The sequence below is a fragment of the Roseateles sp. YR242 genome, assembly GCF_900109745.1.
GTDB lineage: Bacteria > Pseudomonadota > Gammaproteobacteria > Burkholderiales > Burkholderiaceae_C > Roseateles.
Map to the genome: position 1 here is coordinate 1 of NZ_FOAV01000020.1, position 15,243 is coordinate 15,243.

At 62.5% G+C, this 15,243-nt stretch carries 9 protein-coding genes; 4 read left to right on the forward strand and 5 right to left on the reverse strand.

The features are described 5' to 3' along the window. Nucleotides 1-282: IS66 family transposase (locus tag BMY53_RS23705; RefSeq protein WP_143074120.1), on the forward strand; the 282-nt coding region annotated here is incomplete at its 5' end. Between the two features lie 653 nt (nt 283-935). On the opposite strand, the gene BMY53_RS23710 is transcribed toward BMY53_RS23705, so the two are convergent. After that, the gene (locus BMY53_RS23710) at nt 936-7,619 is read right to left on the reverse strand and encodes a DUF3320 domain-containing protein (protein WP_255370353.1); all 6,684 of its coding nucleotides are present in this window, start codon (nt 7,617-7,619) and stop codon (nt 936-938) included. A gap of 347 nt (nt 7,620-7,966) precedes the next feature. Between BMY53_RS23710 and BMY53_RS26220 the strand changes: the two genes are divergently transcribed. The 3 genes from BMY53_RS26220 to BMY53_RS23720 all read left to right on the forward strand — a co-directional run bounded on the left by BMY53_RS26220 (nt 7,967) and on the right by BMY53_RS23720 (nt 10,538). Then, nucleotides 7,967-8,113, forward strand: coding sequence for a hypothetical protein (locus tag BMY53_RS26220; protein WP_218151299.1), 147 nt, complete (start codon nt 7,967-7,969; stop codon nt 8,111-8,113). A 681-nt stretch (nt 8,114-8,794) separates the two neighbouring features. Then, entirely contained in the window at nt 8,795-9,250 is a 456-nt protein-coding gene (locus tag BMY53_RS23715) for a DUF2726 domain-containing protein (protein WP_255370354.1), read from the forward strand. A gap of 190 nt (nt 9,251-9,440) precedes the next feature. Continuing rightward, the gene (locus tag BMY53_RS23720; protein ID WP_092949383.1) at nt 9,441-10,538 is read left to right on the forward strand and encodes an acyltransferase family protein; all 1,098 of its coding nucleotides are present in this window, start codon (nt 9,441-9,443) and stop codon (nt 10,536-10,538) included. An 87-nt stretch (nt 10,539-10,625) separates the two neighbouring features. On the opposite strand, the gene BMY53_RS23725 is transcribed toward BMY53_RS23720, so the two are convergent. The 4 genes from BMY53_RS23725 to BMY53_RS23740 all read right to left on the reverse strand — a co-directional run bounded on the left by BMY53_RS23725 (nt 10,626) and on the right by BMY53_RS23740 (nt 15,232). Beyond that, complete coding sequence (locus tag BMY53_RS23725; protein ID WP_092949385.1) at nt 10,626-11,111, reverse strand: SgcJ/EcaC family oxidoreductase; 486 nt, start codon at nt 11,109-11,111, stop codon at nt 10,626-10,628. Between the two features lie 263 nt (nt 11,112-11,374). Continuing rightward, a complete protein-coding gene (locus BMY53_RS23730; protein WP_143074216.1) occupies nt 11,375-12,289 on the reverse strand; it encodes a HoxN/HupN/NixA family nickel/cobalt transporter in 915 nt (304 codons plus the stop codon). 20 nt (nt 12,290-12,309) lie between these two features. Beyond that, complete coding sequence (locus BMY53_RS23735; protein ID WP_092949389.1) at nt 12,310-13,509, reverse strand: tetratricopeptide repeat protein; 1,200 nt, start codon at nt 13,507-13,509, stop codon at nt 12,310-12,312. 121 nt (nt 13,510-13,630) lie between these two features. Then, nucleotides 13,631-15,232, reverse strand: a complete 1,602-nt coding sequence (locus BMY53_RS23740) for a DUF4331 family protein (protein WP_092949391.1) — start codon at nt 15,230-15,232, stop codon at nt 13,631-13,633. Nucleotides 15,233-15,243 lie beyond the last annotated feature (11 nt).

Here is a 15,243-nt window from a genome sequence, read left to right on the forward strand (position 1 = left end):
AAGCTCAAGCGCTACGTTGAGGACGGCCGCTACAGCATCGACAACAACGTCCAGGAGAACGCGATCCGGCCGTTCTGCGTCGGCCGACGCAACTGGCTGTTCGCCGACACCGTGGCCGGGGCCAATGCCAGCGCAAACCTGTACTCGCTGCTGCAAACCTGCCAGGTCAACGGCATCGACGGCTACCGCTACCTGCGCGCACTGTTCGTTGCGCTGCCCAAGGCCCAGACGGCGGACGACTACGCCGCATTGCTGCCCTGGCGCATCGACCTCGCGGCCTGAATCGCTTCTACCCCGACAACTCGTTGGCGCCAAGGGCGCAGTTCATTGACCGCTTACGTCGCAGTCGTTGGCGTCGAGCGGTGCACAGCGAGCCACCAAGCCTGGAAATCCAACTTCCGGTTGGACAATCTTGTCGCGACCAAGCTATGCAGCAGCCCGAACGTCTGCCGAAATCTGCAACTGCGACATCAAGTTAGCCGCATCCTCAGAGCCAATGCGACAGAAATGGCCAGCCCGAAAACGCCTCCGACGCTCTCCCGGTTGGAGAAATCTGTCTCAGGGGGCGCGGTGAAAAGTGTGAAGTTCCGGCGGCCCCCGGCCGATCCGGCTTGGTCTGGCCGTGCGTCCACATATCGTGGTTTGAAGCACGCCCAGCGCGACATTTCCACCCAAGCCGGCCGTCGCGACGCATGAGCGCAGCTATGGCCAGCCAAGCGCGCATTCAGGTGGTGCGGCCCTGGCAGCGACATCGACCGTAGAGTCGCAGATGCCTCAAGGCACGACAGCCGTCGTGGCAGTGCCTCTTCGGCCTGTGGAAACCACGGATTCCTATCCGGCCATTCCGTCGCCGCGTTGCATCAGGTCGCGTCTCGCGCTGTCGTGGTTTGAAGCAGGGCGGTACTGAGGACCGGTGCCCTCCCCCTGCGCGTTCGTCAGGCCAGGCCTTGACCTGCACGGAAGCGCACCAGCGCCTGCTCCAGCCTCCCGCGGCTAGCAGCTCTCAGTTGCAAGAGCCCGAGCTCTCTGGCCATGGCCACCAGGTTCTCGTCGTCGGACGCGGCCGGGTTGACGGCCAAGGCTGCAAGGGCTGTCAGTTCCTCCAGGCAAACTTCGTCTACAGAGCGTCGGGAGTCGGCCGAGGCCACGCGAAACAGTACCTTGCCCTCCGGTGTCATGCCTGCAGGCCAATAGAACGTGCCAACCGACTCCTCTGAACTTTCGAAGACCCGCTTCGCTACGTCTTCAACGCGGTCCTGGATGCGGCTACCCGTGCGCTGCCAACCGTGTGCACGAGAGATGCGGCGCGCAAGCACGATATCTAGCACCGGCCCCTCGCGCTCGACAACGTACGCGATCATCGCCTTCAACCGCTCGTCATACGAACTGTCGAAGAATGCATCTGGGTCACGCGCCTCTACCGCAACAGCCGGATCGCATTCTGCAAAGACTCCTCTCGACGGCAGGCTCGTGTCATCACTTGACGCTCGTTGTGCATACATCTCCTCCGACGCCTCGCTTTGAGCTGCGGCCTCCTGTTTGACCACCTTGGGCGCGGCCTGAGCCGTCTTCGACAACGGGGGCGCTGGCTGCGCGGCCACTGGTGCCTCTGCCATCGCTTTTTCAATGGCCTCCCTCGCCTCTGCCTCCGCCGCGGCCTTCTCTGCCTCGACCGCGCGCTTTGCGCGGCTGACGGTCAAAAGGTCGTCAAGTTGCTTGCAGATGCGCTCGATGACGCCCTTCGGGTCAACCCACCAGTCGGTTGACCAGATTCGTAGAATCTCCCAGCCGAGACCACGCAGTACCTGTTCGCGCAACATATCTCGGTCGCGTGCGGTGGCCGACCGGTGGTAGGTCGCTCCATCGCACTCAATGCCTGTGAGATAGCAACCGGGCGCGTCCGGATGGACCACAGCCAGGTCGACACGGAAAGACGAAGCGCCGACCTGTGTATGAAGTTGCCAGTTCCTTGCAGTCAGCGCCACAGCAACTGCCTCCTCGAACGGACTTTCGAATCCACCGAGACTGCCAGCTGTCACCTCGAGAAGCGCCCGTGATCCGCGCTCAGCAAACTCGAGGAAGTGCTTTAGGTCTCGGACGCCGACGGCTTGAGTCCGCGATAGGTCCATCTGGTCGCCGCGAAGCGTCGAGAACACTCGCAGTTCCTGGCGAGCGCGAGTGATGGCAACGTTGAGGCGACGCTCTCCCCCCGCGCGGTTCATCGGCCCGAAATTCATTGACACGACGTTGTTTGAGTCGGGCCCAAACGTAATGGAGAAGTACATGATGTCGCGTTCGTCCCCCTGGACGCTCTCCAGGTTCTTGATGAACAGCGGCTCCAACTCCGACTCGGCAAAGTACGGCTCAAGGCTCGAGTCCTTGCGCCGCTCTTCGTCCAGCAGGTCCTCGATGAGTTTCTGCTGCTCGGTGTTGAAGGTCACTACACCGATGGTCAGCTTGGATTCTCGAAAGCCTGGTTTCTTGAGACGCTCCACGACTTCAGCGACCAGCGCCTTGGCCTCAGCCTGGTTGGTCCGGGCGCCGCCCTTCGCATAGGAGCCCTTGACGTAGTGAAAGCTGACCGCGCGATCTTCGGTGACCGGGGACGGGAACGTCACCAAGCGACCACCGTAGTAGCGGTGATTCGAAAAGGCAATCAGGCTCTCATTGCGGCTCCGATAGTGCCAATCGAGGTTCAATGTGGGCAGGCTCGCACCCATGCATTCGTCGAGGATGCTCTCCATGTCTCCTTCGACATCCTCGTCGTCAGTCGACGATTCGGCACGGTCAAAGAAGCTCGTTGGCGGAAGTTGCTTCGGGTCCCCCACCATGACGACTTGACGTCCGCGAGCAATCGCACCGATGGCGTCCCAAACTGGAATCTGAGAGGCCTCATCGAAAATCACCACATCGAACGGCTCTGAATCCGCTGCAAGATACTGTGCGATGGACAGAGGGCTCATCAGCAGACATGGCGTCAGCTTGGTCAACGCGGTGGGGATGTTGCTGATGAGTTCCCGCAGCGGCTTGTGCGCGCGCTTCTTGGTGATCTCGTGCTTCAGGAAACCCCATTCGGAACTTCGCGTCACGTCGTCCGGCGCCGGCAGGCCTCTACACAAATTCGCCCGCAACCAAGATTTCGTCAGCTCGGTGAAGCGCTTGTCGAGTGCCCTGAAGTCCGTGATGCGTCGCTCGTGCTCTGCGGACACGAAGGTGCGGATGACATGTTCGCTGTCGACTACGGCGTTCAACCACCAACGGCAGTAGTTCGTCTCAAATGCGCGGCTAACGCTGCTTGGGCGCAAAGCCCCATTGGTCAAACCAGCGACGATTGAACTCAAGCCAAGGGCCATCGCCTGCTGGCTGACTTTGCGCCAAGCGCACCAAGCGTTGAGCCTGTGCTCGGAAGCGATGATTGCCTCAGTGCGGGCCTTCAGCTGATGCAAGTCCGAATCGCTGTACCCCGCCTCAGCTTCGGGCGTGAACGTTCCGCGGCTTGCAAGCAGGTCGATGCTGGGTTGAAGTCGCCCGATAGCAGCGAGGTACAGATCACCCGCCGCAGCGACGGGACCGGCGACGTCCAGCAGCGCATTTCCCGTCGTGACGAGTTGCTCAAGGGCCTTGCAGACGTCGGCCACGTGCTCCGGGGCCGCAGCGAGGTTCGAGACCGCTGCAGCGATTGACCGCTGGAACGAGACGGCCTTTGCCACCTCGTCCTGATCGGTCTCCAGGCACTTCCAAACGTCGGGACACAACGACTTCATGTCGTCCATGTCGGCCAGCTTTGCCTCAAGGGAGGCTCGTTCCTTCAAGGCTGCATGATCCTTGGCCAACCGCTCGCCGCATGCACCTTGGGCCACCTGTTCGAAGGCTGCCGTCATCGCTCCAGAAGCGCGAACGTCCGGCAACGCTTTCGTGAAGGCAATAGCCTCTTCCAGCACTGGAATGTTCGTGTCGAGGCCCTTCCAAAGCCGGTCTGTGGCGTCCTCAAGATCGCCGAGTTCGGCCATCTGTGCATCCAACTTTGCGATCTCCCGCAGCTTGCTCACCTCAGCAGCTAGCGCTTCCCCTCCCCGCCCAACGCTCAACGGTTCAAGCCCATCCAGAACCCAGCGTCCGTTGGCACGCACGAGCTTCAAGACTTCCTGCAGCGCGGCTGCCGCCGCAAGCACGTCGAGTCTGGACTTCAACCCCCTCCAGACACCAACAAGCTCGTCGGCCGGGTCCAGCTTCTCGATTTCTGCGCGCTTTTCGCGAATGGCAACGAGCTTCGTCAGGTCGTCAGCAACCCTGGGTTCGCCCTCGCCAGCCACTACCGCTTCAACTTCCTGTTTGACCTTGCGCTTGCCTAGCCACGTAAGAGGCCAGACAGACTTTGACGCTTTGGCATAGTCTCGGCTCAACTGGTACACGTTGAGTTGCTCCACCCCTTCGGAGTAGCGAACAGAGAGGCCGTGCTCCAGGTCGCCGAGCTCCTGCAGCAGACTTGTTCCCTTGCGCAACGTCTCCAGCGCAAAGTGCGACCAAGGGGTGGGAAGGCTGGCGAACAACGCTCGCCGCTTCTCGAGCAGGCCAACTGCCTTCGTCGCAGTTCCTCGCAGAGCGAGGTCCCAGCCACCAGACAGATGCCCCGACAACGCTGCATGCTTCTGCAGCATGGAGCTTCCCGCAACAAGGCGTTCAACGGTGAGCCTGGCATCGGACGCGAAGGCGAAGCTCCAATCTCGCCCTGCGGCGTGCGGCAGGCAGCGTGCGAGCGAAGCTGTGGCGACTCGCGCGCGACGTGTGAGGGGTAGCACAGGCAACCTCGTAACAGCGCGGAAGCGCTCGTAGGCAGACAGGACGTCCTCACAAACGGGAAGCAGTTGTCGCGCCGCCTCGACGACGCCTTGCTGCCAGCTCGGCGACCAGTCGGAATGGCCAATGTCCAGCAGAGCTCCGCCCGAAAGCGAATCGGCTCCGACAGCGCCCGCATTCACCTCAAGGCGGGTGACAACCTCTCGCAGTAGTTCAGTGTCGCTTTTGGTGTGAGCCGCGTGTGTCGCCCATGACAACGGCAAGTTGGGCACGTCAGAGCCATCGACAACGGTGCCGATGGCGTCATAGATGGACCTGCCGTTTGCATGGCGATGATGCAGTCGCTCGACGTACACGTTGAGCTCGTCGCGGACCCGCTTCAGGCGGTCGGCTTCTTGCTCCCAGACGGCAGAGTCGACTTCCCCACGGGCTTCCCATGAGGTCTTCAGCTGCGCCAATACATCCGCCTTGCGCGCCTTGCTCGAGTGCAGCTCCAGGCAAAACTCACCCAGACCCACCTCACGCAGGCGTCGGTACACAACGTCCAAAGCTGCGATCTTCTCCGACACGAACAGCACGCGCTTGCCTTCGGCCAGGCACTGGGCGATGGTGTTCGAGATGGTTTGGCTCTTCCCCGTGCCCGGCGGGCCGATGAGTACAAAGTCCTTGCCACGAGCGGCCGCCATCACCGCTGAGAGTTGCGAGGAGTCCGAAGGTAGCGGGCAGAAGGTCTGCTGCGGAGAGAAGTCCCTGTCGAGAGACTTTGGACTGGGGAAAGTAGATGAGCTTGGATAGGGGTCGCGAGGCGTGTCAATCAAGTGTTTGACGACTGGATTGAGGCGCAAGTGATCTGTTCGCTGCGTCAGGTCAACCCACATTAGGTACTTGGCGAAGGAGAACGTGGACAACACCACCTCCTCAGACACCTCCCAGCCCTTGATGTCCTTCACAGCAACGGACACCGACTTCCAAATCTTGGCGATGTCCAAACCCGCTTCATCGCGAGGAAGCTCACCGTCGGCGATGCCAAGGTTCAGATGAAAATCCTGGCGCAGCATCTCGATGAGCGTCGGGTTGAACCGAGGCTCGTCGTCGTGCAGCGTCATCGTGAAGCCTGACCTCACGCTTCGTCGATTCAGCGAAACCGGAATCAATATGAGCGGCGCACGGTGCTTCACTTCCCCTTTGTCAGCGCGGTTCCAGGTGAGGAAGCCCAGCGCCAGGTACAGGGTGTTCGCGCCGCCCTCTTGGAGAGTCGTGCGCGCGTTGCGGTACATCTCGACCATGCGCGCCTCGAGCTCATCCTTCGAGAGCTCAACAAACACTTCTCGCCGGCGCAGCGCATCCAGTGCGAACTGACGACGCAGGTTCTCGCGGTCCCTACCCTCATGGATGGCCTGGCTGCGTGGATCGTTACCGTCCATCAGGTCCGGTCGAGGCTGCAGTTTCAGCTCCTTGCCATCAGACATGACGTCTTCAAGCAGCCCCGGGTCGGGGGCGTCGAGCCTCAGCGCCTTCTTGTTCGCCTTGAAATTGAGCAAGTTGTTGCGCAGCGACAGGTCGAGCAGCTTGCGCTGCCAGCGGGCCAAGCGGTCTCTAGGATCAAGCGTGGCGTCATCTGCGACGTGCAAGTCGTCATCCGGAAGGTCCGGGGCATCCTCGAGAAGAGCCGTGTCATCGGTGACGATTTCGGCGGGCTCAGGAGCTTGTAGAAGCTCAGGGCTGGACAATGGCTTGATGCGCTGCAGCCGAGCACGCCGGATGTCGACTGCAAGCTCGAACGTGTCGTCCTTGCCTTCGGCGATCTGCTCGGCACCAACTTCGGCTGCTCGGCTGAACGGTACCTGGGGGCGCTGCGTGACCAAGGTGGTCTCGAACAGAACCATCTCCTTGAGCTTCAGTCGCTTGCGCAGAGCGGTCACGTCGTCGACAACCGTCGTCGAAAACTCCTCCGACTTCAACCACACGCCGGCAAACGCATGCCCACGCGTGAAGACCACCACAGGGTTAAGCCCTAACTGTTCCAGAGTCGAGCAAAACAAGAGGGCCAGATCCATGCAGGTTCCCAGCCCAGAGTCTGCGATCTGCGTTGCTCCCCGAATCTTCTGACCGCGATGCTCGAAGCTAGCAGGTGGTAGCGCGTAGTCGATCTTCATCGAGACGACGGCGCTCCAGACTGCTGCTGCGAGTTCCCACGCTCGTTTGGAACTCCCCAGCTTGTAGCCATCCAGGGCGGGGTTTTTCCCGTGCTCTCGCAGCAAATCTGCGACCTTCTTGAGGACGCGGTCAACCGCTGGATCGTTGGGCTGCACGAAAGCCGCAACCATGTCGGGTAGGTGGGACAGACCACCCCACTGGTTGCGGGGCAGGAGCTCAACAGCCTTTGACGTTTCTGTGAGTACCTGCGCCTCACCGCCGGCAGCGCGAACGGTCAAGGTTACGGTTGCAGTTTCAGCCTCCGTGAGCCGCGTGAGCAGCGGACCATCTAGCTGAACGTCTAGGTCCTTGAGCCGGTAACGGTCGCCCGAGCGAATCGCGTCCAGCCTCCAGGTCTTTGGCTTGACGAACGCGGGCGTGGAAGTCAGGGAGAGCTCTAGCTGTTCGGTGTCGCACTTGAGGGTGCTTGCAACCGTAAGTTCGCGGAGCAGGGGAACTGAGTTCTGAAAGTCAGCGAGGCTGAGCTTCGCAGCGAGCGTGACGTCGACAGACAGCGCCGGCGGCGGCTCCAACGGCGCCGCGTAATCGCTCTCGGGCGAGGTTCTAGAAGCGTCGGTTGCGTCCAGAGGCTGACTTGCCTGGAGCGACTCCATCTTGTTGGACATCCCTGCCCTCCCGTCTCGTGGTGACTTTGGGCTCTTGGGCCCTCCCTCGGCTACGCCCTTCAGCGCATCCGTATACAAATGTATCTTGGCACGTCGGCGCGGTATTCCACAGCGCGTAAACGGGGGGGCTGGCGCGGGTGGCGTCCAACAGTCCACACACGTGCGCCAGCCTTCTGCGCCCGAAGCGCCGTTGACTCAACGCACATGATCGCCTTTGGCATAGTCCGCGACGAGCAGTCGGGTCGCCCTCGCCAGTCCGCTGCAGAAACGACGAATAGAGGGCGAAGCCTGGGTATGCGTCGGAACCCCGATTTTTAGAGGCCCGACGTCATAGGAAGGGAGGGCGTATGCCTAAACTGAATATGACCCCAGCGGCTTTGGCGAAGTTCGTTGGCTTCATCGCGTTGTTCGGCGCGCTTCAATGCGTTTTCGATCCCGCGACGGCCTTCGGACACACGATGACCGCCTACGTGGTCATCATGAAGTCGAGGTGACGGGGGATGGCCTGGAGCGCAAGCCCCAGGCCATTTTTCTTTGATGTGGATGAGCTTGCAACGGCAGCATGCTTGGCACTGCCCTGTCACGTTTTCGGTAGCCCTTTCTTGACGCACGAGGGCGACAAAAAAGCCCCTCACGGGGCTAACTTCTCCTAGGTGGAGGCGTCAAAACGGTAGTGGGGTTTCGTGTCGGCTCGCTCCAGTAGATCGCCAACGCAGCAACGCTGAGAACAAGCGCCCGTTGGAATCGTCCCTCACGCTCGTCACGTTGCATGAATTCCCGCCTTCGCGTTTCGTAGTCGAGCTTGGGGCATCCTTGTCCAAGTTCCTGCGCGACTGCTCATCGGTTCTTGGGTCAGCAGTGTCTGTTGCAGCAGTTCAGACCAACGGCCGTCCCAAACATACCGTGGTCGCCGCCTTCGACCAAGATGACAGTCCCAAAGTGGTTGTCCAAACCTCGCCCGCCCATGACATCGCCTGCCTCGTCTGTGACCTTGTCCTGCGCCTTGCACGCCATCCCAAATCAGGACTCACTCGGTTCGCGGGAGTTATGCAATGGTTCCCTGGCCGCTTCGATTGAGTGACTTATTCACGCCAATCCGCCCACTGCCCATGCCCACAAACTGCATACTTCTCGCACAAATTTCAAACAGGGAGAGGTCAATGACAAAGCTGCTATTGCTGCTGCTGGTTGTATTCATTGCGATGGGCGTGTTGGCGGCACTCACAGCCAAGAATGGACGCAAAGCCACCAACGTCTTGGCCGGCAAGGTGCCGTTGACCAAACGCGAGCAGGCCATGTATTTCCGCCTGCTGCAGACGTTTCCGGACCATGTGATCCTCGCGCAGGTCGCGTTCTCAGCACTGATTACCACCAAAGACCGGCCCACTCGCGCCACGTTCGATCGCAAGGTCTGCGACTTTGTCCTTTGCTCCAAGGCCTTTGACGTGCAGGCTGTCATTGAACTTGACGATGCCAGCCACAAGGGCCGCGCAGAAGCAGACGCCAAACGTGCCGCCATCCTGACCTCCGCCGGCTATCGGGTCGAACGTTTCTCACAGGTCCCCAATGAGGACGAGCTTCGCGCACGCTTCAGTCCACCCACGCCTCAGCCCGCAGCCGCTGCAGCCTGAAACATTGATCACTCGCTACGGCCGTCGCGGTTCTGCGTCAGCCGAAGCGGGTGACGCAGGGGGTCGGTGGACCTTCACCGGTGTTTGATGCCCGCCCCCTTCAGACAAGGGATGCAAGGGTTTCCGGTCATCTCCACAGCCACCCATCGCAGCCCATTCGGCTAGTATTTGCCAGCCCTGGGAGAAAGCCATGTCCAACACTCACGCCCGCATCGCCGGGCTGGACGGTGTACGCGCGCTTTGTGTGATGCTGGTGTTTGCCGAACACTTCGTCCGGGGTGACCTCCACCTGGGCAGCCTGGGTGTGAACGTCTTTTTTGCATTGAGCGGCTTCCTCATCGTTGGCATCCTCCATGGCCAACGGGTCAAGGTGGACCTCGGCCACAGCACGCCGGCTCAGGAGCTACGCAGCTTCTGGATCAGCCGATCCCTGTGCATCTTCCCGATCTATTTCCTGGTGCTTTCGCTCGTGGTGGTGGTGCTCCTGGCCCAGGGCCGCAGTTTGAAGACCGACGGCCTGCACTATTACTTCGCCTTCCTGGGCAACTACTACATCCAGCATGTCTCGCATGTCTGGGGTGGCATCTCCCACCTCTGGAGCCTGTCGGTGGAACAGCATTTCTATATGCTGGCTTCGCCCCTGCTGCTGTGGATAGCGGCCGCCCGCCATCAGGCCGTCGTATTGGCGCTGCTGACGCTGGCTATGGCTTCGGCGCTCTCGGACTTCGCCCGGTTCGACACCGTACCCAAGCCATACCTGCCAGACCTGCCCTTCTTTGCCTTCATGGCCTGCGGTGGTTCATTGGCGTTGGCCAGAACCGCCGGCCACCGGATGCCCCCTGCCCTGGTGCTGTCCATCATCTTCATCGTCGGCGTGCTGCTGTATGCCGACGCCCTCAGTCGCGCCCTTGCCATCACCTCGCCGGGTGCCATACGCGGGTTACGGGAGCTGGGCGCCCTGCTCATCTGCTTTTCCGTGCTGGCCTACCTTCCCGCAGCGCAAGAGGGCTGGCTGGTCCGAGCGCTGGGGTTCCCACCGTTGCGGTATTTGGGCACCATCAGCTATGGGTTCTACGTGTATCACTTCTTTCTGCCGGCCTTCAGTCGATACGCTGACCAATTGCCCTGGTTACCCCACGCCCGTTGGGCCTTGATCGTTGCGCAGTTTCTGGCCACCTGCGCGATCGCCGCGCTGTCATGGGAATTTCTTGAGCGTCGGCTGATGAAACTCAAGCAGCGGCCCCACAGCAGGTCAGAGGCGTCGCCAGTTGGCGCGGCCGCCAGTTGACGGCCGCCCAGACCCGGTCAGACCGGGCGACCGCTCTTCGCCCCGTGGATTTCATGGCGTCGGGGAGCATTCAGGCTGTACGGTGCATCAGTGCTTTTCAGGCATCGCCGACGAGTGGTGATGCGCGATCAACCACTGCCCATTGACCCATTCATAGTCGAACGTGTAGCGCGCCTTCACCGAAGAGCCGTCTTTGAAACGGAAGGTATAGGTGCCGATGTCACGCGCCTCATTGCAGCCGATTCGGACAATCCTTTTGTCGATGGTTCCCTTCGGTGAATTCTTCAGGAACTTCACGAAATAATCGCGGATCTCTGCTGGCGTCTCTCTCGGTTCGTTGGTGACAGTCGGCAGCAACACGGCATCAGGCGCGTAGTTGGCCACCACGCGGTCCGGATCCAGCGTGCCAAGCGAAGCGTTCCAGCGCTCGAACAGCGCGGCAATCTGAGCCCGGCTGGCGGCCACGCAACTGGCAGAGCCTGCTGCGCGGTCCTGCGCGAATGCAGGCATTCCGGCCGCCAGAAGCATGAAGGCAGTGGCAGCGCTGAAGCGGGAGCGGATGGATACGGTCATGTGGCGGAACTCCTTGATAGACGATGCGAACGCGCCCACCCGAGAGCAGGACGTCATCCGTGGCGATCGCGATGGCAAGTACCGACGCAGAAACTTTTCTGGACGACGCTGGTGCCACCGGCTCTCTTTTGTAATGAATGACAGAAAAGAGTTCACGAACGGATGCGCCGCGCGGGAAGCAATACGGGCATGGAAAGCAGCTCTACAAAGCTGTTCTGCCTGTCGAGTTGCTCTGGATCAGGCCCTGTAGCTCCTCCCTGCCCTTATTGAGCGCGCCGCTGCCGCGCCCCGCCCCACGGCCACCGGGCCATCCAGCAAGCCACCACATACCCTGCCCCGCTCAAGAGCAGGACCACGCCACCAAACATCAGCCCGGAACCTGCATCGCCCTGTGGCGGCGTCAGCATCCGGGCCGCGCCCACCGCAGCAACCAGCAGGCTCAACACTGCCAGCGACATCGTCATCGCCTGGGACGAGATGGGTGCCAGACGGTCCGCCCGGCGGATCAGCCGTGCGATCCACAGGCCGCCGGCGCCATCCGCCACCAGCATGCCGCCCGCAAACAGCAAGGCTAGTGTTGCCGCCTGCCCGGCCCCGCCCGAATGGCCAGCGGCCAGGGCAAATACCGCCGCCTGGCTGATGGTGTCGAACGAGAGCGCAAACAGCCCGCCTACCAGCGCCACGCTGGCCGGCCGCTGCGCCTGGATCCATTTCCAGCGCCAGCGGCGCATCACCAGGCCATCCACCGCCTCAGCGCCTGCCCGTCCGCCAACGCCTCCCCCTGCCCCGCCCCCCGGATCAGCAGGCCGCAGCACCGCCGCCAGGTTCCCCACCCCCAGCAAGGTCAGCAGCGCAATCGAGAACAGGCTGCCCCCTGCCTCCAGCCAATGTGGCACCGCCAGGTGCTGACTCAGCCGGTTCGCTCCCACCGCCACCGCCAGCACGACCAGGCCGTGCCCCGCCGCAAACAAGGCCCCGCACCAGCGCGCAAAGCGGCGACCGCGCCGCGTGTTCAGCCGCGTCAGCCCATCGATGGCGGCCAGGTGATCGGCATCCATCCCATGCTGCAGCCCCAACAGCAGCGCAATCACACACAGTGCCGACCCGCCCGCCGGCCATGCCGCCGGCCAATGGGCGCTCAGTACAGCGAGGGCAGAGAGTTCAGGTAGTGCCGACATCCCGCGTCCCCCGCCCTGCCCTAGCGATGCACGTGGAAGCCACGTGCATGCGGATTCAACCCATGCGCCTGCTGCGCCAGCCGCTGTCCGGCCTCGGCCGAGCCCGCCGCCTGGAACACCACCGCCGCGCGCTCCAGGGTGTGCGCATCGACCTCCCGGGAATCCAGCGCCCGCTGCATCGGCACCAGCGCTTCGCCCGCCCGCCCCGCGCGGTACAGCGCCCAGGCCCAGGCCGCCAGCGTGGCCGGGTTCTGCCGCAAGGCCAGGTCCGCTCCCGCCCAGTGCAGCGCTTGCGCGCCGTCCTCGCGGACATCAGCGTAGAAGTCCGCCAGGTGATGCAGGTAGTGCACCTCTCCCTGAGCGGCTGAGCTCAGATAGGCATCCAGCGCGCGGCCAAACCACAATTCGGCTTCGGCATCGTTGCCCATGTAGGCACAGAGTTCACCCATGGCCTGCTGCAGCTCGGGGCGAGGAACTTCCGCCAGCACCGTTTCATACAAGGCTCGTGCCTCGTCGCACTCGCCCAGGGCCGCCAGCAGCTCGGCGCGGTGTTCGGCCACCAGCCAGTAGCCCGTGTAGGCCCGGTTGGCGCGGTCGTAGTGCTCGCGCGCCGCCTGGAGATGGCCGCGCTTGAGATCCAGCACGCCGCGTTGCAGCTGCAGCCAGGCGTAGTGGCGCATCTCCTTGACCGTCAGCTCGTCCTCCGCATCGTCGAAATAGCGTTCTGCCACCTCGTCTTCGCCGCATTTGAAGGCCAGGTGCGCCAGCCGGGCGAGGTTGTCCCAGGTGGGGTCCTGCGCCAGCACCTCCCTGTACAGCCGTTCCGCCTCGTCATGCCGGCCCTGCTGCAGATGCAGGTCGGCCATCAGGGCCTGGCCCGGCGTGCTGTCGCGCAGGTCCGGGCAGGCCTGGAGCGTGCGCAGCACCCCCTCCAGACGGTGGAACTTGAAGTCCAGGTTGGCCTTCAGGTAGCAGAGATCCGGGTCAGGCCGTTCGGCGCTGATCAGGCCACGCAGGGTCTGGTCCACCGAAGCCAATGCCGCATAGTCCCCGCGCAGCGAGGCCTGCTGGTACCGTTTGTAGACCAGCCGGTGCTGGCGGCCACGGTCTGCACCAGGCGGCTCCAGTTCGGCAATTTCCCTGGCATAACGCGCCAGTTCCACTGCATAGTCGGACAAGGCGGCCGTTGGTTTGGCGATCGAAGACATGGGCATGGACATGGTGGAAGTCGTAGTGGATTCGTGGTGGAGTCGTGGGGTGAGCATCGAGCTCAGAGTGGCGACGCAGATCAGTTGGGGCACCGAAACAACTCGCGGAGCCGGAGGCCCGATGCCGCCCTCGTCAATACGCCTCCGGCCACGGCGGCGCCAGGTACGGGAACTCCTTCAGGAACGGTTTGTCGTTGTGCAGCGGGTTCGGCGAGGTCTTGGGCTGCACCGGCGCCGCCTGCCACAGGGCCGGGTCGTTCAGCAGGTCCAGGTGGTATTTGTGGCCGTTGAACTCGGCATCCATGTCCAGGAACATCGCCAGGAAGCGGTTGGCCACCTGGTCTTCCAGTCGCCGGCCGAATGGCCAGGTGCCCGTGGTGTCCATGTCGATGGCACAGACATTGGGGATGAAGATCTCCACCGGCCTGCGCAAGGGGATGTCCAGCCCCTTGGGGTTCCAGGAGTCGTCCGGCATGCGCAGATGCTGGAACAGCAGCTTCTTCGCGCGTGGGAAGGCCGTCAGCACCAGCTCGTAGGTCTTGTGGACCGATACCGGCGAGTTGTCGTGGTCAAAGCAGGTGGCCAGCCCCAGCGCGCTGATGGAGGGACCAAAACCCCATCCGAGGTGGGCGGTACGCCGGATGAAGGTCGGCGCCAGCCAGAAATTGTTGGCGCCGAGCTGGCGGTTGTCCTCCCGCTCGCTGAAACCTGCGTCCGCAAAGGGCTGCCCATCCGTATCCACCAGCTTGTAGTGCTTCAGCTCATCGTCCAGCCGGAACGCATCGAAGACACTGCGTGGATGCTCCAGCCAGAACGGATGGTCGGGGATGGTCTCCACCTTGTTGGCCGCCTTGCGGACCCAGCTCTCGCCCCAGGTGTTGACGATGCGGTTCTTCTGCGGCTCCTTCGTGAGGAAGGCCAGCGGGATCTCCAGCACGATGGCATTGATGTTCTTGCCGTTCTGGCAGTCGTAGCCGGAATAGACCAGGCGATAGTCACCGTTCTCGTCCTTGCGGAACCGGTCGCCCTTCCAGTCATAGGGCCCGGGCGGCAGGTCGCGCTTGGAGCCGTTGGGCCGGCCGTTGACGTGCAGGTAACCCCAGTCCGGGTCGTTGGGGTCGGCATTGAAGAGGTCGTTGCCCTCTAGCTCCAACAGGGTCTTGGGGATGGGCAGCTCCCGCAGGTCGGGCCGGGTGTGCGGCACGTGATAGAACTGCGGCGCGTAGTTGATGGAGCGGAAGAAGCCGGTCAGGTCGTTGAAGAACGCGTCGTCCCGCCCGCCGATGAAGGTCTTGATGGCATGCCCGTCCGGCGTGTCGATGGTGAGCACCTGGTTGGTGTCGATGGTGGTGGAGAAGTCCCCGCACGGGAAGCCGAAGAAGCGCACCGTTGCGCGCTGCTGCTCATCCACCGTCACACGGATTTCCGAAGCGCTGGAGGGGCCGAGGTAGCGCTCCTTCACCGCTTCGAAGTAGTTGAGCAGCGTCTCCAGAGATTGGTCATCCCCATGCGGCCAGACCACCCGGGGCGACGGCGCGATCTGGACGCGGTACAGCAGGTCCGTGTCCAGCGTGCCGGCCTTGGGTTCGGCCGCGAAGGTCAGCGCGATGTAGACCTTCTCCGGGCCAGTCTTGTCATCGCTCGGAAATCCGAACAGGTCGTAGAGGTCGGCCGCGCTGACATCGATGTCGGAGAAGATCGTGTTGACGGCATTGGGATCGTTATGGTCGGCCATGAGCGGCGCTC

Excerpts from the sequence above, each read along its gene's own strand:
- BMY53_RS23720 (WP_092949383.1), top strand. The coding sequence starts at position 9,441 with ATGTCCAACACTCACGCCCGCATCGCCGGGCTGGACGGTGTACGCGCG.
- BMY53_RS23740 (WP_092949391.1), bottom strand. The coding sequence starts at position 15,232 with ATGGCCGACCATAACGATCCCAATGCCGTCAACACGATCTTCTCCGAC.
- BMY53_RS26220 (WP_218151299.1), top strand. The coding sequence starts at position 7,967 with ATGCCTAAACTGAATATGACCCCAGCGGCTTTGGCGAAGTTCGTTGGC.
- BMY53_RS23735 (WP_092949389.1), bottom strand. The coding sequence starts at position 13,509 with ATGTCCATGCCCATGTCTTCGATCGCCAAACCAACGGCCGCCTTGTCC.
- BMY53_RS23730 (WP_143074216.1), bottom strand. The coding sequence starts at position 12,289 with ATGTCGGCACTACCTGAACTCTCTGCCCTCGCTGTACTGAGCGCCCAT.
- BMY53_RS23725 (WP_092949385.1), bottom strand. The coding sequence starts at position 11,111 with ATGACCGTATCCATCCGCTCCCGCTTCAGCGCTGCCACTGCCTTCATG.
- BMY53_RS23710 (WP_255370353.1), bottom strand. The coding sequence starts at position 7,619 with ATGTCCAACAAGATGGAGTCGCTCCAGGCAAGTCAGCCTCTGGACGCA.